Below are 22837 nucleotides of genomic sequence, written 5' to 3'. Positions count from 1 at the left end.
AAGCCGGCTGCGAGAAAAGGTTGCTGAGCTACCACAACATTTCTTCGATCCGTCTGAGGATCCTGCAATCAAATGGGTTATCACCATTCTCTATCCTTATCGACAACACAAAGGTGGAGATGAAGGTTGGAAGCAAGCTGCCAAGTGAGAGATCTTCCCCAGCCAGTAGGGACCAGCGTCAGTGCATCCAAAGGTGATGAATCGCCTTTGGATGCACTGACGCTGGTCACATCGAGTTTGAAACATTTCTTAACAAAATCAAAAACTAGTCGCATCAAGTGGAACCGTTTCGCCGGTGCCTCGCAATAGGAAGCGCTGGATTTTGCCTGTCGCGGTCTTAGGGAGCTCGGCGCGGAACTCGATGTAGCGCGGATACTTGTGGGGTGCCAATCGCCCCTTCACAAATTCCTTAAGCTCCTCTTCCAGGGCCTCCGAAGGCTCTATACCCTGCTTGAGAACCACATAAGCCTTGGGCTTGACGAGCTGTGCCTCGTCTAAGTCAGCTACTACCGCCGCTTCAAGCACCATGGGATGCGCGATCAGGGTGTTCTCGACCTCTACTGGTGAGACCCACTGCCCACTTACTTTGAGCATGTCATCGGAACGCCCACAATACCAAAAGTACCCCCCCTCATCGAGATAATATTTGTCACCAGTAGAGATCCAGTGTCCCTTGATCGTATCCTTCGTCTTCTCGTGTTTGTTCCAGTATGAGGCGGCAATACTCTCGCCACTGATCAAGAGGTTGCCGATATCCCCCTGAGGTACAGACTGGCCCTGTTCATCGACCAGGAGCGCCTGGTAGCCTGGAACAAGCTTGCCCGTGCTGCCGGGCCGGATATCGTCAAGGCGATTGCTGATAAAGATGTGCAGGATCTCAGTTGAGCCAATGCCATCGAGAATGGGTACCTGGAAGGCATCCTGCCAACGCCGCAGGAGATCGGCGGGCAGCGCCTCACCAGCGGAGACACAGACACGCAGCGAGGAACAATCAAAGCGGCGTGCAGCCTCAGGCAGCGCCAGCATACTGGCATACAGGGTGGGAACGCCAAAGAAGATGCTCGGGCGATACTGCTCAATCACACGGAACATGTCTTCCGCCACGGCGCGCCCTGGATAGTGGATAGCGGAGCCACCAACGCCAAAGGGGAAGTAGAGACCATTACCCAGGCCATAGGCGAAGAAGAGCTTGGCAGCGGAGAAAGTGACATCCTGCTCATGTATGCCCAGAACGGCGCGGGCATAGTACTCTGTGCAGTACAACATATCGTGCTGCAAGTGTACGCAGCCCTTGGGGAAACCTGTGCTACCCGAGCTATAGAGCCAGAAGGCGCTATCATCCTTGCTGGTTGCCGCCTCCTCCAGGCTCGCCGAGGCCCGCGCGATCCACGGCTCAAATGCATGCGTCCGGGCATCAGGTGCGCTCTGTGTGCCGCTCTCTTCAACGATCACAATATGGCGCAGAAAGGCCAGTTGTGGGCGTAAGGCCTGGATAATTGGCCAGAGCGAGGCATGGACCAGGAGCACACGCGCACGGCTATCATTCAGCATATAGAGATAGTCAGCAGGGCGGAGCAGGGTATTCATGGGAACGGGGACCGCGCCAATCTTGATCGCGCCAAAGAAGGCCGCGGCAAAGTAAGGAGAATCGAGTAAGAGCAGGGCGACACGTTGCTCCTGGTCTACTCCCAGGTCGAGGAGCGCGTTGCCCACGCGGTTCGCCAGTTCGCTTACCTGGGCATAAGTGTAGGTCTGGCCCTCGTAATAAATGGCGGGACGCTCGCCGCGCCCCTCTACAAGATGACGATCCAGAAAGACTGAGGTCGCGTTGAGCTGATCGGGAACAATAACCTGTGGCGTCGCGGGGTCGTGTACGGGCTTAGTGTAGAACATTGGCACACCTCTTTCATCTTCGAAAGATAGCCAACCAGGCGCGCAGGCGCGTCTCGTATGGCAAGCAAACGACATCCAGACGATTGGAGGTAAGCTACGAGACGCGGTTGTGCGTATGTACGCGTATGTACGCGTACATAAAATAGCGCTTACACTTCTGCGCGGAAGCGTATATGAAAGAGGAACTCACGGTTCCCATCGCGTCCCAAAATTGGAGAATCACACACCTCCAGTACTTGTAGCGCTGTATGCTGGGGAATCCATTCCTGCAATTCACGCAGGACACGTTGGTGAACCTCGGGATCGCTAATAATACCACTGCCTCGGTCCACCTCGGCCTTGCCAGCCTCAAACTGCGGCTTGACAAGCGAGGCGATCCAGGTTTCGGGCGAACGCGCTAAGAGGGGTTCAAGCGCGGGTAGCACGAGGCGTAGCGAGATAAAAGAGACATCAATAACGGCGCACTGCATTGGCTCTGGGAGTGACTCCAGGTGCCGGATATTGGTGCGCTCCATCACGACCACGCGTGGATCGTTGCGCAGAGACCAGGCCAGCTGGCCATGCCCAACGTCGACCGCGTAGACAAGCTGTGCTCCATGTTCAAGCAGGCACTGGGTGAAGCCGCCAGTTGAAGAGCCAACGTCTATCGCCACGCGACCAGTTGGATCGAGATGAAAGGCGTCCAGGGCCTTCTCCAGCTTCAGTCCGCCACGGCTGACATACTTCATTTCGGGCGTGATCTCTGCAAGGCGACACGCTACATCGAGTGGTATCATCGAACCCACCTTGTCAACCATGCGCTCGCCGACAAAGACCTGGCCGGCCATGATCAGCGCACGCGCACGCTCACGACTTGGTACCAGCCCCCGCCTCACCAGGGCGACATCGAGTCTCTCTTTATTCGCGGCCATAAAAATGCTTGTGCATCCTCCCACACTCCATGCAAACCATGTTCTTATTTAGTATACCTTATTTTTCGCTTATGCCTGGTTGTAGTAGATCAGGGCACCTGCGCCGACGAGACCGACGTTGGGACCCAGTTCGGCGGGTACGATGCGCGCCATCTCGCGAGGCACCTGCATCGCGCGCTGCTGGACGATGGCACGCGCGGGTGCCAGCAGTTGCTCGCCCATCTGCATCAGCCCACCACCCAGGACAATGAGTTCGGGATTAAAAATATGAATGATGTTGACCAGGCCAACACCCAGCGCCTCTGAAGCCTCGCCCAGGACCTGCTGGGCCAGGAACACACCAGCCGTGGCGGCCTGCGCGACCAGGCGCGCGTCTACACGTAGCTCTTCGTCCGCATGCAGCCCAGACTGTTGCTGGCGCGCAAAGCGCAGGAGTTCTTCGCCCTCGCCACGGGCGATAGCAGCCAAGACACGGCGCGCGATGCCCGTTCCCGAGGCCAGGCCCTCCAGGCAGCCAACATTACCACATCCACATGGCTCACCACGCCAGTCAACGGTAATATGCCCCAGTTCACCCGCGGCTCCCGCGATCCCCTCCAGAATCTTGCCGTTAGTGATCACGCCACCACCGATGCCAGTGCTGATGGTCAGATAGACCATTTCATTGCTGCCACGGCCCGCGCCAAAGAGATGCTCGCCCAGGCCAGCCGCGTTCGCGTCGTTCTCCAGGTAAATAGGTAGCTGGTAGTGTTCGGCAAAGATGTCTCGCAGGGGGATATCGGTCCAGCCTGGCAGATTGGGGGGTGAGATCACGACACCAGTGCGGTTATTAAGTGGCCCCGGCGCGGCAATGCCAATGCCCGCTATTTGGGCAGGCGTGAGCTGAGCATCAGCTAAGGCCTGATCTACCGCCTGGAAGAGGCGTGGAATTACACGTTCGGGGGTACCGTTGTCACCGGTAAGCAGATTCGCGCGCGAGAGCAAGGTCGCACCCTGCAATACCGCCGCCCGAATCTGCGTCCCTCCAAGGTCAACTCCTACCACCAGAGGATAGGAAGCGTACGTTGTCTGGTTGTCACCAATCATATCAGCTCCACAGGTCTGCTTTTTTGTTAGATGATACTCCATTTCCCCAAGAGCGACAAGATTGATAGAGATGTACTTTGGTACATTTATCTATTCCGAGTTACTACAATATGCTCATGCCGTTCTTTTACTTGAAAGCGGTAAATACCAGGGAGCAACCGTTTATTCATACAAAATATGGCAAATGATCGTCTTTAGTCGCGGCTTCCGCGCCTGACCTCTAGCAGTGGGGGAGCCGTGTAACATCAAATGATGTGCTTTGTGGATGAGGAGGGTGAGAGATGACGACGCTACCAAACCCAGGCCCCGATATGCCTTTGCGGCCTTTTCACAGCCTGCGCGACTTCGGCGCCTTTCAACACGTCCCCCAGACAACCCCACACGTAACAGTACCGGGCGCCCCCGAACCCCGTCAACCCATGGCGTATGCTACGCATCGTCCCCAGGTCAGGCAATCCCAGGTAGCGAGTACACAGATAGACACAGGCAAAGTTGCGACCGATACAGAACAGCTACAGCATGAGCAACGAAAGCGCAGGCTGATGATCAGCCTGCGCGGGAGTGTGAGCCTGATGCTGCTTGGCTACCTGCTTATTACGGCTCCCTGGACATCTTTGTTCACAACATTGCATGCGCTAAATCTCGGTCTCGTGGGCATCGCTTTCCTCCTGGGTGGCATGAGTAGCGTGGCCTACGCCTTTCAATGGCATCGCTTGTTGCGCGCCGAACATATTCGCTTTGATCTGGCGGACCTTATCAAGCTTCACCTGGTCAGCCTAACATTCTACCATTTTCTCCCGACCAGTATAGACGGGGATACGCTTAAGGCTACCTATGTTGGCAAATGCGCCGATAACCCTACCGGGGCGGCGAGCGCGATGATGCTTTGTCATGTCACCAGTTTTCTTGGCATGCTTGTGATAGCAGTGCCTATGCTGGTGTTACGCCCTGAGCGTTTTCCCTTCGCTATAAGCATGTGGTTTGTCCTGCTTGCGCTTGGCATTGGTGCGCTCTTCAGTGGCGCGCTTCTCGTCTCCTTGATGCTGCCAGAGATCATCTTTGGCAAATGGCTGGAGTATCGCCCGGTACGCGCCCTGCTGCTCCTGGGCAATGCCCTTAGTATCAGCCTCAATCGACCACGCTCTCTGCTCTTCGCCATTAGTTATGGCCTGCTCTCCTGGCTCTGCGCCATCTTTAGCTGTCAGACCTGCGCCCTGGCTCTGGACATGCATATACCGCTCGCTTTCTACTGCGTGGCTGTGCCCCTGGTCACCCTGGTTTCAATCCTGCCTATCTCGCTCTGCGGCTTTGGTCTGCGTGAAGTCATTCTTATCGCTGTCTTTAGCGCCGCGCCCATCCCAGCGGGAAGCGCGCTTGCCCTGGCGCTGCTCCTGGATGCCCAACTCCTCTTCTTTAGCGCGCTTGGAGGCTATCACTACTTCACCCTAGGACGCCATAGTGTTTAAATAGTTTGAGAGTGTGCTGCGTGCTGGCAAGCTGCCAGCACGCAGCACACTCTCAAACTATGCCTACATACATAGACACTCAACCGTATATGTCGTACACTGATACAATCTTCCAGACCTTGACTGAATGAACAAATGTTCGTATTCTATAAAGTAATATATTGACGGTATAATATTTTCCCGTTACAGGCACATATGAATCGCGCATGGAGGAGGCGCCATGGGGGCAGATTTCGCACACTTGCACGTGCATACCGAGTATTCTTTGCTCGATGGCTTGAGCCACATCAAAAAACTGGTACAGCAGACAAAAGAGCTAGGTATGCAGCACCTGGCGATCACCGATCATGGAGCAATGTACGGAGCGCTTGAGTTCTACAAGGCCTGTCGCGCGGGTGGCGTCCATCCTATTATTGGCTGCGAGGCCTATCTCACGGAAGATATGCAGGACCACTCCAGGCGCTTTAGCGATGACTATTACCACCTCCTCCTGATCGCGAAGAACAATACCGGGTATCGCAACCTGATGAAATTGACGACGATTGCGAATACCGAAGGCTATCATCTGCGCCCCCGCATCGATAAAAAAGCCCTGGCACAATATGCCGAGGGGCTGATCGTCACCTCAGGCTGCCTCTCCGCCGAAATTCCCAAACTGCTCCTGGCGGGTAGACAGCAGGAGGCGCAGCAGGCTGCACGCTGGTACCAGGATGTCTTTGGACCCGAGAACCTCTATCTTGAGATTCAGGAGCACCACGGCGTCTGGGATAATGATACTCCTTCCCCCCAGGAACGCCTCAACCAGATGCTCTACCAGATGCACAAGGATCTCCACATCCCTTTGATCGCCACCAATGACCTGCATTATATTCGCGCCGAAGACGCTCAGTCTCATGATGTGCTCTTATGTATCCAGACCGGCAGGCAGATCGATGCCCAGAAACGCTTCAAGTTTGATAGTCGCGAGTACTACCTCAAGAGTCCAGCGGAGATGCTCCAGCTCTTCCCCGAACTTCCGGACGCCTTGAGCAATACGGTCCGCCTGGCCGAGCAGTGCGAGGTCGATCCCCTGGCTCATAAAGCCAGCCTTCCCCAGGTGCAGATCCCAGCGCAGTATGCCTCCGCCAACGACTATCTCTACGCCCTCTGCCTTGAAGGCGTGAAGTATCGCTTTGGCGAGCTGACGGAGCCTATCAAGCGCCAGCTCGACTACGAGTTCAGCATTATCATGCAGATGGGCTACGCGACCTATTTCCTGGTAGTCTGGGATTACGTTAACTATGCGCGCTCGCATGGCATTCGCTGTTCCGCACGTGGCTCGGCGGCTGGCAGCCTGCTAGCGTATGTGCTGGGCATCACTAACGTCGATCCCCTGCGTTACCAGTTGCTCTTTGAGCGCTTCCTCAACCCCGAGCGCGCCGATATGCCAGATATCGATATGGACTTCCCGGATGATCGCCGTGAAGAAGTTATCAACTATGTCGCGCAGAAGTATGGCGTGGACCACGTGGCGCAGATGGTCACTTTTAACACCATGGCGGCCAAGCAGTCGGTCAAAGACGTTGCGCGTGCCATGGGACGGCAGGACGTCGGCGACCGCATTACGCGCCTCATCCCTACTGGTCCCCGTGTTACCCTGCGCGGCTCGCTGGAGAGCGTGCGTGACCTGACCTCTACCTACGAACAAAATCCGGAGGCACGCGAGATCATCGACCAGGCGCTGGAGCTGGAAGGTGCCGTGCGCAATACTGGCATCCACGCCGCAGGCGTCATCATCTCCTCGGAGCCGCTGGAGCTCTTTGCGCCCCTGCAACTGCGCGACTTCCGCGATGCCAGTAAGGGCTTTATTACCCAGTTTGAGCAATCACACCTTGAGGAGTTGGGGCTGGTCAAGTTTGACTTCCTAGGCCTCTCCAACCTGACCATCGTCGATAACACGCTCAAGTTTATCAAAGAGGCGCGCGGCGAAGAGATCGACCTGGAGAAGCTGCCCCTTGATCTCACGGGCGACCCCAAACAGGATCGTAAGCGCGCTAAGGCTTTTGAGCTGCTGGCCGCAGGCGAGACAACCGGCATCTTTCAGCTTGAGGGGGCGAAGATGCGCGAGTATATCAAACAGCTCAAACCCACCAGTGTCGAAGATATTATGGCCATGATCGCCCTCTACCGGCCCGGTCCTATGGAGAGCATTCCGCACTTCATTGATGCCAAGCATGGACGTCGAGCCGTGCAGTATCTCGATGAGCGACTCAAAACCTGGCTGGAGGAATCGTACGGCATTATCGTTTACCAGGACCAGGTGCTCCTCATTGCCGTCAACCTGGCGGGCTTCTCCTGGGGCAAGGTCAACAAGTTCCGCAAGGCTTTGAGCAAGAAGATCATGCACGAGGTCGAGGGTTATAAGGGCGACTTTATTCAGGGCTGTATCCATAATGGCATGTCGCCTAAGATCGCCGAGGAGCTATTTGAGCAGATCAAGCCCTTTGGTGGTTATGGCTTTAACAAGGCCCATGCCGCCAGCTATGCCGTTGTAGCCTTCTCTACGGCCTACCTCAAGGCCAACTATACCGCCGAATTTATGGCCGCCACGATGACGACCGAGGCCGCGGACGCCAGGAAGATCGCCAACGCCATTGCCGAATGCAAGCGCATGGGAGTCAAAATCCTGGGTCCAGACGTCAACAAGAGCAGCAAGGGTTTTACCGTTGAAGAGGGCGGTGTGCGCTTTGGCCTGCTGGCGATCAAGGGCATTGGCGACGCCCCGATTGACGCCATCATTGAGGCCCGCCAGGCCAAGGGACCCTTTAAATCCCTGGCGGACTTCTGTATCCGCGTTAATCCTCAGTCGGTCGGCAAGGGTGCCCTCGAAACGCTCGCCAAGGCCGGGGCATTGGATTCACTTGGGCGAGGCGAGCGCCACGTCCTGCTGGCCTCGCTGGAGCGCGCCATGCAGTATGGCAAGGGCGAGCGCGAGGCACAGGAGCGCGGCCTGCTCAGCCTTTTTGGCGATATTGAAGAGCATGGAGGCGCCCTGGCCTTTAGCCTGGCCACCAATGTTGAGGAAATTCCCATGCAGCAGTTGTTGGATTGGGAGCGCGAGCTGATCGGTGTCTACATTACGCAACATCCCCTGACGCACCTGAGTGACACCCTGGCGAGCAAGGGCGTCACACATCACCTGGGGCAGATCACAGATGAACTCACTGGCCAGAAAGTCATTGTTGGAGGCATGATCAAAGAGGCTCGGCGCATTACCACCAAAAAGGGCGACGATATGTGCGTCATCCAACTAGAAGATATGTATGGTACAGTCGGCGTGACCGTCTTCCCACGCCTCTACGCTCAGACCAGGGAGCGCTGGGTAGAGCATAGCATCGTGATCATAAAAGGGGGAGTTCAGGTACGGCGCGACGAACCCGAAATCATCTGCGACGCCGTCGCGGTCCTGGAAGTTGAAGAGGTGGAGGCCCCGCGCAAGCCCTACCAGGTCTGGCTCACGATCCAGATCAGCGGCAACGACCAGCAGGCCATTGAAAACGACATGCTCAAAGTGCAGGATATCTATCGTTTCATTCAGGAGCGTCCGGGACGCGACCACTATGAGATCCTGGTTAGTAATGGAGAGTGGCAGGTACGCCTGACGCCCGGTGACAACACCATGCACTACAGCGAAGAACTGCATCATAAGCTTGAAGATGTTCTGGGTGAGGGCGCGGTGGAAGCTACGCTTGCCGGTTGATTCTCGCAGCGCGGACCTTTTTTCTTTGACAGCAGAGATGGTCAGCCGTTATACTTAGTAGCAACCATTAACCCTAGCAATTCGTACTAAGTATTAATCGCAAAAAATATACATATCTAAATAGTTTAAAAGAGAAGGCTTGAATATCGTGGGCGCAGAATATCGCGAGTCACCAACTGACTCAAGGCCAGTCTCTGGCCCTACTTCTAGCAACATGCCGCCGCATGAGCCACGCCAACCAGGCTCACAGCCCGCGGCCAATCCAGGGCAACACCCATTCGACAAACACCAGGTAGTGGAGACACCTCGTCCCGCGATCCAGGTCTCTTCTCATCACTATAATGATTATCCAGGTGACAGCTACCAGGAACCTGTGTACCGGGAGCATGTTTCTGGCTATCTAGGGGCGCCATACCGGCCACCCTTCCCTCCTACGCAGGCTGGACAGCCAAATGGACAGGTGCATCAGCCATACCAGCCTCAGGCGGCCCATAATGGGGCTTATGGGGCACAGCAACCCTATGCCCCTCATGCGCCCTATAATCCTTATGCTCCCGCTTCCTACGCACAACCCCATTACTACTATGGGCAGGTGCCATATGGCTATCCATACACCTATGGCTACCCTTATGGTTACTATGTGCAACCCGAGGTTAAGGAGCCAGGGCGCACCTACCAGCTCACAATGGGTATTATTACCCTGATTGCATCGGCCCTCGCCTTTCTGGGAGGTCTCTTCTGTGTGCTCATGCTGGTGCTTACCTCGACCTTAGAGACCGCGACCTCCAACCTGCCTGCGGACCAGCGCTTCGCGTCGATCAGCCTGTTCACGGCCCTCGCCTTCGCGGGCATCATTGGTGGCGCAGCCTGCGGCTATCACAGCATTCGCGCGCTGCTGCGTAAACAGTCATGGGCCTTTAAACTTCCACAATTCTGGATTTTCCTGGCCCTCTATGTGGTCTTGATCGGTATCGCGATCGCGATGTCCATTGGCGGTGTGGCCACCGCTAGCATTCCCCTGACACTATTCTTGATTGCCCTGGCGGGCGTCTTCCCAGCCCTTACGGTAGCCTCCCTGGCCATTCGCCACATTCGCAAACCGAAGACCGCCCCCTGGCCCACGACCTGGAGACGTTTTATCGTCGCCATGGTTAGCGGCGCCACCATCTCAATTGTGCTGGCCTCAGTGCTGGAGCTACTACTCGAAGTGGTAGTCAGGCTCGTCCTGGGGACCTCCAGCAGTATTCTAAGTAATCCCGATCAACTCCCAAGCGATCCTCGGAGTATCATCGCCTTGCTGGTCACGCTGTCGATCATCGCGCCCCTGGTTGAAGAGGCCGTCAAGCCCCTGGCCGCGATCACGATGCTTGGGCGCATGCGCAGCGCTGCCGAGGCCTTTGTCATGGGCATGGGCTGCGGTATCGGCTTCGGCTTGGTGGAGACCGTGATGTATATCAGCACGGGCTACCAGGACTGGCTCCAGGTCGCGCTCCTGCGCAGTAGCGCCTGCCTGCTCCATGGCTTTGGCGCAGGCATGGTCTCGCTGGGCTGGTATTATCTCACGCATAAAAACTCCACCAAGAAATACAATCGCATCTTGCTGGGCATCGGGTGTGGCGCATACGCTGTACTCCAGCACGCCATCTGGAACGGCTCAACCGGGCTGGAGCTACTCCCTTTCTTCCCCAAGGACAATTTCCAGCTTGGCACCTTCTCGCTCAGCCCCGAGTGGGCGATTGTACCCGTCTACGTCGTGCTCTCCGCGCTTATGATCGCCTTCCTCCTCTTTGTCACCAGGAGGTTGCGCACACAAAACAGCCAGAGCACACCCAAAGAGGCACAGCCCCAACAGCAACCACAACAGGCATGGAATGCTGTTCCACAACCAGCCCGCGTTAGCTAGAGTAAGAATGACAGTATGGTGGGTTTGAGCAAAAGCTCAAACCCACCATACTGTCATTCTTACTTTATTTTACTTGCTTTTTCACGAACGCCATGTTATAGTTGGGCTATATATACATACTCTTCACATATAAGAAAAGGAGTTATACATGTCAGCCACCACATTCTCTCTCTTCGGCGCCGTAGCCTCACATGGCCGCGTAAGTGATGAGCATGAGTGTTGTGGGTATTCATGTATGGCAACAATCTCCACACTCAGCCTCAGGTAAGCTCTCTCCGCGAGATGTCCCTGCTCTATTACTCATTCCTACGCTCAAGCAGCTAGCTTGAACAGCCAGAGTGCTACGCTCATGGCCTTTTTCTATCCACTTTATCAAGGACCACCATGAGGAATGCGCCCTAAGGCTTTTTTTGTCTGCTTTTTTCACTGAGGAGAAATAGAGCATATGCATTCTATGAGCCGGAAGCTCAATGCTTATAGCGTATACCTGCTTATGGTCGGAATCGATTCCCTGGCCCGCAGTATTATGTTTCCCCTTAACCTCATTTACCAGGCCGAGGTCGTCCATCTCAATCCCTTGCAGCTCGTTCTGGTTGGGACCACGCTGGAAACCGCCTGCTTTCTGGCCCAGATTCCCACCGGTGTCATCGCCGATGTGTATAGTCGTCGCCTCTCGGTCGTCATTGGCTATCTCCTGACGGGAGTGGGCTTCCTGCTTGAGGGCCTGGTACCCACCTTCGCGGCTGTCCTGCTGGGAAATATCCTCTGGGGAATCGGCGCAACCTGCATCGATGGCGCCCAGGAAGCCTGGGTCGTTGACGAGGTCGGCGAGAAACACGCCGGCCGCATCTTTACTCGTGGCTCGCAGATAGGCCAGATTATGGGTCTGATCGGCATCCCTATCAGCGTCGCCCTGGGTAGCCTGCGCCTCAATGTTCCCGTTGTTACAGGCGCGCTGCTGATCACGCTCCTGGGGCTAGTTCTCCCCTTCATCATGCGTGAGGATGGCTTTACGCCGACGCCCCGCGAGGAGCGCAATTCCTGGAAATCCATGGGACGCCAGCTCACGGATGCCCGACACATGGTCAGCCTCAAGCCCATGCTGGTCAGCATCTTTGGCGCAACCCTCTTCATGGGCCTCTCCAGCGAGGGCTTTGATCGCCTGAATCAGATACACTTTCTACAGGACTTTACCTTTCCAATCCTGTGGGGCCTTACACCCGTCATCTGGTTCGGCATCATCAGCGCGGTCGGCTCACTCCTGGGCATCGCCACAACTGAGCTGGTCAACCGCCGCCTGAACCTGAATCACGCACCCTCCCTGTTACGCGCTCTAACTATCATCAATTCGTTGTTGCTCATCAGTATGCTTAGTTTCGCCCTGGCTGGCAACTTCTACCTGGCCCTCATCGCTGTCTGGGGCGTCGGGGTCATGCGTACCGCAAGCCGCCCGCTCTATAACACCTGGGTCACACAGAACAGCGACTCACGAGTGCGCGCCACCATCTTCTCAGCCACAGGCATGATCGATGCCATTGGGCAAATCGGCGGTGGCCCAGCCGTTGGCTACATTGGCGAGCGCGTCTCTATCCGCGCCGCCCTGACAGCTGCAAGCCTGCTCTTGAGCCCCATCCTCTTCTTCTTCCTACGCAGCTTCCGCCTGTTCCAACAAGGGGAAAATACCTCCTTGGAGGGCCAACCACCGGAAGTCGCCACGTAAATAGAGTAAGAGAGACGGGTACTGGTTATGTGCGAATGCACGTGACCAGTACCCGTCTCCCTTTCCCTTTGAGCGCCGAGCTATTGAATTCTCTTTTGCTCCTTGCCTCGGCTTGCTCCGCCCATACCCTCTTCCCGCGAAACGTCTGCGGCATGAAGGCACTCCTGAAGAAAGAAAGACATGAGATAGGTAAAGATTGCTATAATCTGTAGCACAAGGAGGAAGCTATGATGCATTATCCGGTGAAAAAGACACATGAAGAGCGCTTACAACTTGCGCAAGAAATCGTGGCAAAATTAAAAGAGCGATATCGGGATAATTTGCTGGCGGTTGCCATTATTGGTTCGGTGGCACGGGGAGAAGATAAAGATTTCTCTGATCTCGATATGATTGCCGTGATACAGGGCGCAGGTATCGCAGACGATTTTAACGCTATCATTGATGGGTTGAAGTATACAGTTGATGTCTTCAGCCAGGATATCATCCTCGGAAAAATCACAACCGTGCATATGCGCTGGCCCTTTCTGGCGGGCAAATTTGTCACGGCTATCCCTTTATATGATGAGCAGGAAGTGTTTGCCTCGTATAAAGAGACCTTCCAAACCCTTGTACAGGGAGATTTTGCACCTTATGTGAGGCAGGTGTTTGTCGAAGAGATCTACGAGGAGTGCAACAAATTCATCAACATAACCTATACTGGCAGCATGGGCCAGGCCTACTACAATGCCTATCACCTCTTCACCAAATTCGCCATCTTTCTTGGCATTATCAACAAGTCGTTTTATACCAGTGCTGTTGCCCTGCCTGAGCGGGCAATGGCACTCCCAATCAATTTCCCTTCATTTAGGCTTCTTGGGAGATTTGTCACAGGAGAAGTCATCCATAGTCCTGAGCAGCTGCGAGATTTTGTTGAAGGTATGATGCTTGAGGTCATAGACTATCTGCGAAGCAAAAGCATAGAGTTTGAGACGAGAGAAATCTCCTTTGAACTTTGAACATGAAACCTTTTCAGAAAGGGAGCGCGAGGTGCCCCCGAAAAAGCTCTTTTCCTGCTTTTGCTCACCGCCGCAAGCGCGAAGAAGACTTAGCAACCCCATTGAAGGTCAAAAAAAAGCTTGACAGCGCCATCAAAGCCATGTTATGCTATATAGAACAAACATTAATCGTATACAGGCGATGAATGGGACATATTAAGTAGTTATCCCAACACACAGAGAGCGATGCCATGGCTGCAAGCATCACAGTTGGTCCTGCTTAATGACACCCCTGAGCCAGGCAGTGAACCGCCTACAAAGAACGATACACTAGGCGCAGTAGCTGTTCCTTCGGGATCGCGCCCGTTAACGCGCGACGGTTTTACTCTTGCGTAAGCACAAAGATAAAACCGACTGAGGCTCCTTGAGAGGTCTGCCTTGTAAAGGCTACAGACTGCTCGGGGCAAATGGTGGTGGTACCACGACAGGCAAAAAGCAAATGATGCCCTCGTCCTCCAAAGGATGAGGGTTTTTTGTTTTGTCCGTCAAGCCGGCACACGTGACTTCTCGCGCCTGCAGCACACCGCTTACCCAGAAAAGAAATGCACACCGAGAAAATATAGCGGAGAAAGGATGCCTATGGAGAGTGATGACGGTAATGACGACGATGACAACAATTTGAACCTTTGGGGAAGCACCTGACAACTGCATGTCTGTATGACTCCAGGTATGCTTCCCTGCGCTCAAAACACAGAAATTTTATGAGAAGGAGCATACACCATGCAGAAGGCAAGAACATTAACTACGGAAATCCATAAACATGTCGGTGAGCGCGTACGCGTGCAGGGCTGGTTGCAATCCTGGCGCCAACTTGGCAGTATTCATTTCCTCGTTATTCGCGATGGCTGGGGCCAGATTCAGGCCGTGGCCGAGAGCGAGGCAGAGATCACACCCCTAACCAAGGCAGAGGCGGGAGTTGAAAGCCTGGTCACGATTGAAGGGCTGGTCGAGAGCGTTCCCCAGGCCCCCGGCGGCATTGAGCTCCACAACCTGGCGATTGAGCTTATTGAGCCGATTCGCGAGACGCCTCCCTTCCCTATTAACAAGCGCAAGATCAACGCTCAGCTTAGCACGCTGCTTGATCACGCCGTAATCACACATCGGCATCCTACCCGGCGAGCAGTGCTGCGCCTCTCGTCCGTTCTGTCACAGGCCTTTCGCGAGAGTGTGCTCACCCGAGGCTTTACCGAGATCCACACGCCCAAGATCCTTGGCACGACCACGGAGGGTGGCGCCAACGTCTTCAAGCTCGATTACTTTGGACGGCCCGCCTACCTGGCGCAAAGTCCACAGCTCTACAAGCAGATCATGGTTGGTGTCTTCGAGCGCGTCTTTGAGGTTGGTCCCGTCTTCCGGGCCGAGGAGCATGACTCAACACGCCACCTGAACGAATATGTCAGCCTAGACGTAGAGATGGGCTTTATCGAGAACCATTTCACGATTATGGCGCTCCTACGCGACATCCTGGCAGACATTATTGGCGCTTTTCAGGAGCACTGCGCACCCGAACTAGAACTGCTCAAGGCCAACCTGCCTGTTGTGCCGGCCGAGATCCCACATATTCACTTTCAGGACGCCCAGGAGCTTATCCTGAAACTGCACAAGGTCGACGTCAGAGGCGAGCCAGACCTCTCGCCCCAGGACGAGCGCTGGCTGGGAGAGTGGGCGATGAAGGAGTTTGGTAGCGACTTCCTGTACGTAACGGGCTATCCCACGAAGAAGCGCCCCTTCTACACCCATACAGACCCGGAGCGGCCTGAATACACTAACTCATTCGACCTGCTCTTCCGTGGCCTGGAACTTGTGACCGGTGGCCAGCGCCTGCATCGCTACGCGGACTACCTGGAGGCGCTCCAGAGCCGCAACATGTCCATGGAGCCATTTGAGCACTACCTGGAGGCCTTCCGCTATGGCATGCCACCACATGGAGGGTTCGCCATTGGCTCCGAGCGCCTGCTCATGCAGCTGCTCGGCGCGCCCAACGTACGCCTGACAACGACCTTCCCCCGCGACATGCACCGCCTCGTGCCTTAAGCTTTTGAAAGAAGAATGGGCCAGCCTGGAGACTCCCAGGCTGGCCCATTCTTCTTTCAAAGACTACTATTCCATGAAACGAAGCCTGAATGCTATAATATTTGCACACAAGCTAGAACATAGCGAAGGTTAGAAAAGAGGAGCAGCACGCCATGACGGAGCCAGAAAAGATACTCAACGAGCCAGTGGCACGCCCTAAGCGTCCCCTGAGCCTGGGCGCGGGCGCCATCGTGGTTCACGATAACAAGGTCTTGCTAGTACGCAACCGCTATGGCGTCACCAAAGGGCGTTACCTGCTGCCTGCGGGGCGTGTAAAGGCAGGCGAGTTGCCGGACCAGGCAGCTGCGCGCGAGACCTTCGAGGAGACAAACCTGCGCGTTGAGATTGAGGGTCTGCTTGGAGTGCGTCTATGGGTGATGGATGATGGCGAACATAACTACTTCTTTATGTACAAGGCCCATCCTATCTCACCTATCAGCGAACTGCTACCCAATCTGGCCGAGGTCGATGATGCTCGTTTCTTCTCGCGAGAAGAGATGGACGCGCTGGGACCGGACGAGACGTGGTCTGGCGCCATTGCCATCGCCTATAAAGGGCTGGATTCTGAGGCTATCACCTGGCCCAATCACGCTCACCTCTCCGATTCATCCGGCGTAGAGAATGCGGAGAGATGGCGCATCTGGCTCTAGAAGTGCATGTGGTAGAAGAGAGGTTACTGTGCGCATACGCTTGCTCACCCTAGGCCCCCAGGAGATCAAATACTGGACAGAACAGATTCTTGATGTCTATCGCCAGGCCTTTGCGGCCCCTCCCTACAACACACAGGAAGAGGGAGTGCAGAGCTTTGGGCTGGTCCTACCGCGCCATAGCCTGCGCTCTGGCTTTCGCTTCCACGCGGCCTACGACGAAGAGGCTCAGCGAATTGCAGGCTTTATCTATGGCTATACCAGCCGCCCAGGCCAGTGGTGGCATGATACGATCCGCGAGGCTATGCCTCACGCCATGGCGTGCGAATGGTTCCAGGATACGCTGGAACTGGTGGAGCTAGCGGTGCTGCCAGGCGCGCAGGGCCGTGGCCTTGGAGGCTGGCTCCACGATATCTTGCTCCAAAACACGCCCCACCGCACAGCTCTGCTCTCAACCTATGACGGCGAGACCAATGGTATGCAGCTCTATCGCAAACGTGGCTGGCTGCCCCTCCTGCCTCACTTCTACTTTCCCAGCGGCGACAAGCCCATGAGCATTATGGGGCGCCAGCTTCGCTAATCATTACAAATGGAGTGGGGCTATGCCTTCTCGGCGCGCAAGAGCAGTTTGTCGTCGGTAAAGGTCACTGGCGTGCCATCATCCAGGAAGCTGATCTCATAGTGCTCCCTGGCGGCTGGCGAGGCCTCGACGAAGGCCTGGTACACGCCCTGCCTGGTGGCTTCATCCACACCGGCGCGCCGCAGCCAGTCGGCAATGGTATGCGTCTTGCGGAAAATCTGAGCTTCGCCGACCCTGAAGCCTGCCTGCTCCAGGAAGCGCCGCCACTCCATCTCACTATAGGAGCGCACATGAGTTGGATCGCGCATCTTCTCGACAGTATTAATAAACTGGTCCAACTCCTGCGCTTCTGGGACCAGGCTATCTTCAAGCGCAAAGATACCACCCGGGCGCAGGACGCGCGCGATCTCATGTACCGCGCGCTCAATATCCAGGAAGTGGTGAGGGGCGATACGGCAGGTCACAGCGTCGAACGCCGCGTCTGGAAAGGGCAGATCTTCGACGTCGGCCACCTGGGTAGAAATATTAGTCACGCCACGCGCCTGGCATAGCTCCTGGACGCGCTCCAGCATCTCGGGTGTGAGGTCAGAGGCCACGACTTCCTGCACATATGGCGCTACCGCCAGCGCCGTGTGGCCACCGCCCGTCGCGATATCCAGCACACGCATGCCTACTTGAGGTGCTAACAGGTTCAGCAGGAGTTGCAAGTCATGTCCCTTAGCATGGGTCACACTCTCGACATAGGCATGAGACATACGCCCAAACTGGCGCTTTATATCGTCCTTTGAAGGTTGAGACATCGAAGCCATAAAGCCCTCCTTGACACAGTCTATTTCCCAACGAAAAAAGAAAGACCGGAACTGAGCGTTCCGGTCCTGTCTGTTTAGCCTGCGGCAGGTCCTCCGTCCAGGCCAGGTTTAGTCATGCTTGAGGGGTCCAGGATGCGGTCCAGGTCCGCCTCGGAGAGGTCGGTCTTCTCGCGGGTCACCTCGCGAATGGTCTTGCCCGTTTTATGCGCCTCTTTCGAGATCGCTGCTGCGGCATCATAGCCAATCACTGGCGCTAGCGAGGTACAGATCGCCAGGCCACGCTCGACCATCTCGGGTCCTTTCGTCGTCGCCTTCAGTCCCTTGATGCACTGACGTGTGAAATTGCGCGCAGAGGCCGCCAGCAGTTCAATCGACTGCAAGAGATTGTAGGCCGTGACCGGCATCATAACGTTGATCTCGAAATTACCCGCCTGCCCCGCGACTGTAATCGTCGTATGATTGCCCATCACCTGGGCGCAGACCATGCAGACCGACTCAGCGATAACTGGATTCACCTTACCCGGCATAATTGAGCTACCGGGCTGTACGGCAGGCAGTTCAATTTCGCCAATGCCCGCGCGAGGACCAGAGCCAAGCCAGCGAATATCGTTCGCGATCTTCATCAGGCTGACCGCCAGAGTATTGAGCGCGCCGCTCGCCTCTACGACGTTATCCAGCGTGCTCTGCGCCTGGAAGTGATTGCTCGTCTCGCGTACCTCGATGCCATTGACTCTGGAGAGGCGCTGGCAGACACGGGCCGAGAACTCGGGATGCGTATTCACGCCAGTCCCAACGGCTGTTCCACCCAGGGCCAGCTCAGCCAGTTCACCCTGCGTGTGGCGCACACGAGCGATGCCGCGTTCAATCTGGCCTACATAGCCCAGAAACTCCTGACCCAGGCGAATGGGGGTCGCGTCTTGCAGGTGGGTGCGCCCGGTCTTGATCACGGGCATAAACTCGTCAGCCTTCTCCTGCAAAGCCTGCTGAAGCTCCTGAAGTGCAGGAACAAGGTCTTTCTCTATGCTGACCAGTGCCGAGAGATGCATCGCCGAGGGAATGACATCGTTGGAGGACTGACCAAAGTTGACATGATCATTGGGATGCACCTTGCGCGAGCCACGCGAACCACCCAGCAGTTCGCTGGCGCGGTTGGCAATCACCTCATTGGCGTTCATATTGGTCGAGGTGCCAGAGCCAGTCTGAAAAATATCCAGCACAAAATGCGCGTCCAGCTTGCCATCAATGACCTCTTGCGCCGCCTTAACGATGGCTTCAGCGATAGCGCCATCAACGGTCCCCAACTCCTCATTGGTCTGCGCGGCTGCCTGCTTAATCTGGCCAAGCGCACGAATGAAGGCGCGGGGGAAGCGCAGGGAGCTAATAGGGAAATTTAATACGGCGCGCTGTGTGCTCGCGCCATAATAAGCGTCTATAGGAACCTGCATCTCGCCCATTGAGTCGCGTTCGATGCGGGTCTCTTGAGTCATAGTCATATCTATCTCTCCTCATCGAGCATAGTTGGTAATAACGCTGGTATTATATCACGCTCACCCATTTCAGTGAGTGCCCAGGCAGAACATGGGGCGATGCGTGGCACGACAGCGCCACATCCTCCATACCATTATATGTAGACGCGTGCTTTAGCAGCGTCGGGACCTTAACAAAAAACGACGACCCTGGAAGGTTTCCAGGACCGCCGTTTGCAGATCAGTTCAGATCTGCTCTGCCATGCTTATTTGCCAGTATAGCCGACGATGTCGGTGCCGCCATTCTTGTCATGGTAGCCGAAGTACATCACGCGCTCGGCCACAATTGTGCCGCTCATCGCCTGCACCGTCGAGGAGTTGACACCTGACCCGAAGGGCAGGATCGTGTCGCCCACGTTGACCAGGATGACCTTGTGTGCCTTCACCACAAACTGCTGCTGGAAGACGCGGTTATCACCAAAGTAGGTGATCACCACCGTCTCATCAGCATCCGTCGGGTTCTGCACACTGATGTACTCCGAGAAGGAGGAGGTGACGTAGCCTTCAGCGAAGGAGTAGACTCCCTGCGACTGAGGCGCACCGATCACATCCGTCAGGCCCGACTCGTTGGCTGGACCATAGTGGAAGAACTGCTCGCGATCCACTACCACTGGCTGATCGGAGGTGATCTCCGCGCCAAAGATAGCAGGCTTGCCAGCGTTCAACTGGTTCACATCCACTGTCGCCTGGCTGAATGGCAGAACCTGCACATTGGCGGTGTAAGGAGCCGTAGAATCGGAATAGGTCAATTTAACGGTTACGGTAGCAGGGGCCGCACTGTAGTTCGCCACCACGTAGTACTGCTGATACTTCGAACCAGTGTTACCCTGCGCGAAGTCCCAGGTCGTTCCAGGGATGGTCGCACCAACCTGGCTGGCCGCGCCAGTAGTCGTGCCACCCGCAGTCGCGATGTTGGTCTTCACATACATTGGGCGCTCAACCACGATGGGCTGGTCGGAGGTCACCGAGACCGCCACCTTCTTCAGCAGACCCACCGCCGAAGGCGTGCCAGTGCCACGCATGAGCGCGCCAACGCTAATCGTCTGTGTTTTACAAGCTGCCTGTCCGCTGGCACCGCAGGTGCCATCGTAGTAGGTCAGTGTTACATGAGCCGTCTGACTCGTGCTTGGATTCAGGATACTAATATAGGTCCACGACAGCGTGCTATCCTGGCGCGTATCGGCCAGCGGGAAGTAATAGCTGGTGCCAGGATTGGAGGCGCCCAACACATCGGTACCGCTGCTGATGATGCCACGATAGTTGAAGTACATGGGGCGTTCCGCCACAATCCCAGGTCCGCTCGTCACCTGAACAATTGTCGAGATGGCGTACTGTGTGCTCTGGGGCAGGCCCAGCTCACCATTGACGTTGACGGTGAAACGCGAGCTTGGACTGACCGTGTACTGCTTCACGCGCGATGGCATGTTCGTGAACAGGTAGGTAATGTTTACCAGAGACGCGGTCGTCGTGCTCGGATTCTGCAGGGTGATGAACTCCTGGAAGGCCCCACCACCACCGACGCTGCCCTCGGCAAAGTACCACGTCTTGCTCGTGGGAGCTGCTGGACGTGCTCCCTTGCTCACGTTCGCTGCCGCTACCAGGTCATTGGCCAGGTTGGCGGCGTTGAAGCTACCCAGGCCCGTCGCCATATCATAGCCAGCCGTGGCTGGATACTTACCGCCCTGTAGATTGTTAAAATCATTGGTGCCGCTGGTGACATCATGGAAATCGTTGTTGTAGCTACTACCACTGGCGATCTGGTAGAGGAAGGGATTGATAAAGCCCAGGTTATAGCCACCATTCTTGATCGACTGCTCGTTTGCCAGGGTCACAAAGGATGCCCACATGGGAGCCGCGGCAGAGGTGCCCCAGGCAAACCACCAGCCAGCCGTGTTGCAACCTGTTGCCGTCACAGAACAATACATCCGGTACGCCTCCCCTGAGGCGGCTTCTAACGAAACGTCGGGCACCTGGCGATTCACGCCCGTATCTGTACCAGGAGCGGTCTGCCACGCGGGATGTGCCCAGTAGGAACTGATACCGCCGCCACCGGCACCAGTAGTATCGTTCCAGCTAGTCTCACTGGTATAGTTGTTGCTGCTATTAACTGACACCAATGTACCACCTACGCCCGTTACGTAAGGCTGGCTGGCTGGATCATCTACAGAGAGAGAGGTATTGCCGGAAGCAGCTCTATTACAATCGGAGCTACCAGCATCTCCAGATGCAGCTACAACTGTTTGCCCTTGAGCTGCCGCCATCAAGAAGAGGTTATTCTCGGCATTCTGATCATTGGTACCCTGAAAAGCTTCACACAATCCCCAGCTGGTGCTCACCACCGGAACGTTGTCGGCAATGATCTGCGCCCACTCGCTGAAATAACCAGCATTGGTATTGTCAGCTTCATAGATACGCAGCTGGTTAAGGTTGGGAGCCATGCTTAGTACGATATCCGCATCCAGCTCGACCTCGAATGCTCCGCTCGCATCCGGGGCCGTGGCTGATGCCTGGATGGTGCGAATACTGGTCGGAGTGTTTTGATCGTAACAACTGATAAAAGTCTGTACATCGCTCGCTGAGTAGGTTGACAACTCAAAGAGCGCCACTGATTGCCCCTCACCTTTATCGCCCTTGGCATACAAACCGTTGTAGTTGTAAGCTGTCGCAAATTGAGAAGGGAGCAGATATCCCGAACCCGGAGTAGGGCAGGAAACGCTATTCGCAACCGCAGTGTTGGCGCTGCTACTCGTCGCAGGTGTTGTTTTGTGAATTGGTGGATGAGAATACTTCGCGTAGTTATCCAAACCCACAATACTCTGCACCACACCAGCGAGTTCCTGAGGAACCGTTGGATCATTGGCGTTGGCGTAGTACTGCTTGCCTTTGGCATCGACATAGTTGTTGATCTGCACATGGAAGGCGTTCTCCACCTGGGAGGCCGTACCACTGAAGGAGATCAACAGGCGATGATTGTAGGTGTGATCAATCTTGAAGCCCTGAGATTGCAAGTAGCTCACGACTGCGTCATAGCTTTGCTGCGTCGGTGAGAAGGAGTTCTGCACCTGGCTGGCCGTGAGATGACGACCGTAGTTGATCGATTTCTTATTCTTGGAGTCCTGCAGCAGGCCTTGCAGGGCCTCTTTGTTCCGCAGCTTAAGGCTGATCGCCAGCGAGAGGGTCTGGTCGCCCGAGACCGCGCTGACGTTCTTACTATGTGCCACGACAGCGGGAACCGATCCGGGAATGGACGACAATGACTTTGCCGAGGCTGACATATTCAAATTTACAAGGACGGTCGTGACCAGTCCGAGCAGGAGCGCGAGTCCAATTGAGGCGCCAATAAACCAGGAACGTCGTCCGCGTGGTTTAGGCTGCTCGCCACTCACAGGAGACTTAAAGGGCATATGCTTTTTACCCCCAGAAAATAAACTCAACAATTAAAGAAGAGAC

At 55.7% G+C, this 22837-nt stretch carries 15 protein-coding genes; 8 read left to right on the top strand and 7 right to left on the bottom strand.

Translation table 11 applies throughout. The annotated features are described in order from the left end of the window. Positions 1 to 258 precede the first annotated feature (258 nt). The 3 genes from JMJ16_RS39085 to JMJ16_RS39075 all read right to left on the bottom strand — a co-directional run bounded on the left by JMJ16_RS39085 (position 259) and on the right by JMJ16_RS39075 (position 3890). On the bottom strand, positions 259 to 1893 hold the full coding sequence (locus JMJ16_RS39085; RefSeq protein ID WP_201390300.1) for a benzoate-CoA ligase family protein: 1635 nt from the start codon (positions 1891 to 1893) through the stop codon (positions 259 to 261). Positions 1894 to 2042: 149 nt separating this feature from the next. Then, complete coding sequence (locus JMJ16_RS39080) at positions 2043 to 2804, bottom strand: TlyA family RNA methyltransferase (protein WP_201390298.1); 762 nt, start codon at positions 2802 to 2804, stop codon at positions 2043 to 2045. Between the two features lie 69 nt (positions 2805 to 2873). Next, the gene (locus tag JMJ16_RS39075; RefSeq protein WP_201390297.1) at positions 2874 to 3890 is read right to left on the bottom strand and encodes an ROK family protein; all 1017 of its coding nucleotides are present in this window, start codon (positions 3888 to 3890) and stop codon (positions 2874 to 2876) included. A gap of 281 nt (positions 3891 to 4171) precedes the next feature. Here JMJ16_RS39075 and JMJ16_RS39070 point away from each other — a divergent pair, with 281 nt between their 5' ends. The 4 genes from JMJ16_RS39070 to JMJ16_RS39055 all read left to right on the top strand — a co-directional run bounded on the left by JMJ16_RS39070 (position 4172) and on the right by JMJ16_RS39055 (position 12718). Continuing rightward, entirely contained in the window at positions 4172 to 5356 is a 1185-nt protein-coding gene (locus JMJ16_RS39070; RefSeq protein ID WP_201390295.1) for a lysylphosphatidylglycerol synthase transmembrane domain-containing protein, read from the top strand. Positions 5357 to 5576: 220 nt separating this feature from the next. Next, positions 5577 to 9095, top strand: a complete 3519-nt coding sequence (locus tag JMJ16_RS39065; protein WP_201390293.1) for a DNA polymerase III subunit alpha — start codon at positions 5577 to 5579, stop codon at positions 9093 to 9095. Positions 9096 to 9243: 148 nt separating this feature from the next. Beyond that, positions 9244 to 10998 carry a PrsW family intramembrane metalloprotease gene (locus JMJ16_RS39060; RefSeq protein WP_236601911.1) on the top strand — a complete coding sequence of 585 codons (1755 nt, stop codon included), beginning with the start codon at positions 9244 to 9246 and terminating at the stop codon, positions 10996 to 10998. 445 nt (positions 10999 to 11443) lie between these two features. Further along, positions 11444 to 12718, top strand: a complete 1275-nt coding sequence (locus JMJ16_RS39055; protein ID WP_201390289.1) for an MFS transporter — start codon at positions 11444 to 11446, stop codon at positions 12716 to 12718. A gap of 25 nt (positions 12719 to 12743) precedes the next feature. On the opposite strand, the gene JMJ16_RS56225 is transcribed toward JMJ16_RS39055, so the two are convergent. Further along, the gene (locus JMJ16_RS56225; RefSeq protein ID WP_255553279.1) at positions 12744 to 12872 is read right to left on the bottom strand and encodes a hypothetical protein; all 129 of its coding nucleotides are present in this window, start codon (positions 12870 to 12872) and stop codon (positions 12744 to 12746) included. Between the two features lie 73 nt (positions 12873 to 12945). On the opposite strand from JMJ16_RS56225, the gene JMJ16_RS39050 reads away from it, so the two are divergent. From JMJ16_RS39050 to JMJ16_RS39035, 4 genes are all read left to right on the top strand, one after another. Then, positions 12946 to 13713, top strand: a complete 768-nt coding sequence (locus JMJ16_RS39050; RefSeq protein ID WP_201390287.1) for a kanamycin nucleotidyltransferase C-terminal domain-containing protein — start codon at positions 12946 to 12948, stop codon at positions 13711 to 13713. Positions 13714 to 14472: 759 nt separating this feature from the next. Then, positions 14473 to 15786, top strand: coding sequence for an aspartate--tRNA(Asn) ligase (aspS, locus tag JMJ16_RS39045; RefSeq protein ID WP_201390285.1), 1314 nt, complete (start codon positions 14473 to 14475; stop codon positions 15784 to 15786). Positions 15787 to 15938: 152 nt separating this feature from the next. Then, complete coding sequence (locus JMJ16_RS39040) at positions 15939 to 16475, top strand: NUDIX domain-containing protein (RefSeq protein ID WP_201390283.1); 537 nt, start codon at positions 15939 to 15941, stop codon at positions 16473 to 16475. A gap of 28 nt (positions 16476 to 16503) precedes the next feature. Next, positions 16504 to 17052 (top strand): GNAT family N-acetyltransferase, encoded by a 549-nt coding sequence (locus JMJ16_RS39035; RefSeq protein WP_201390281.1) that lies wholly within the window; start codon positions 16504 to 16506, stop codon positions 17050 to 17052. Positions 17053 to 17072: 20 nt separating this feature from the next. Here JMJ16_RS39035 and JMJ16_RS39030 read toward each other — a convergent pair whose 3' ends face one another. The 3 genes from JMJ16_RS39030 to JMJ16_RS39020 all read right to left on the bottom strand — a co-directional run bounded on the left by JMJ16_RS39030 (position 17073) and on the right by JMJ16_RS39020 (position 22791). Further along, positions 17073 to 17861 (bottom strand): class I SAM-dependent methyltransferase, encoded by a 789-nt coding sequence (locus JMJ16_RS39030; protein ID WP_201390279.1) that lies wholly within the window; start codon positions 17859 to 17861, stop codon positions 17073 to 17075. Between the two features lie 74 nt (positions 17862 to 17935). Then, entirely contained in the window at positions 17936 to 19354 is a 1419-nt protein-coding gene (locus tag JMJ16_RS39025) for an aspartate ammonia-lyase (protein WP_201390277.1), read from the bottom strand. Between the two features lie 239 nt (positions 19355 to 19593). Beyond that, entirely contained in the window at positions 19594 to 22791 is a 3198-nt protein-coding gene (locus tag JMJ16_RS39020) for a protease pro-enzyme activation domain-containing protein (protein ID WP_201390275.1), read from the bottom strand. Positions 22792 to 22837 lie beyond the last annotated feature (46 nt).

Source organism: Ktedonobacter sp. SOSP1-52 (assembly GCF_016587395.1).
The sequence above is the reverse complement of the archived record's forward strand: the minus strand, read 5'-3'. Positions and strand labels throughout refer to the sequence as shown.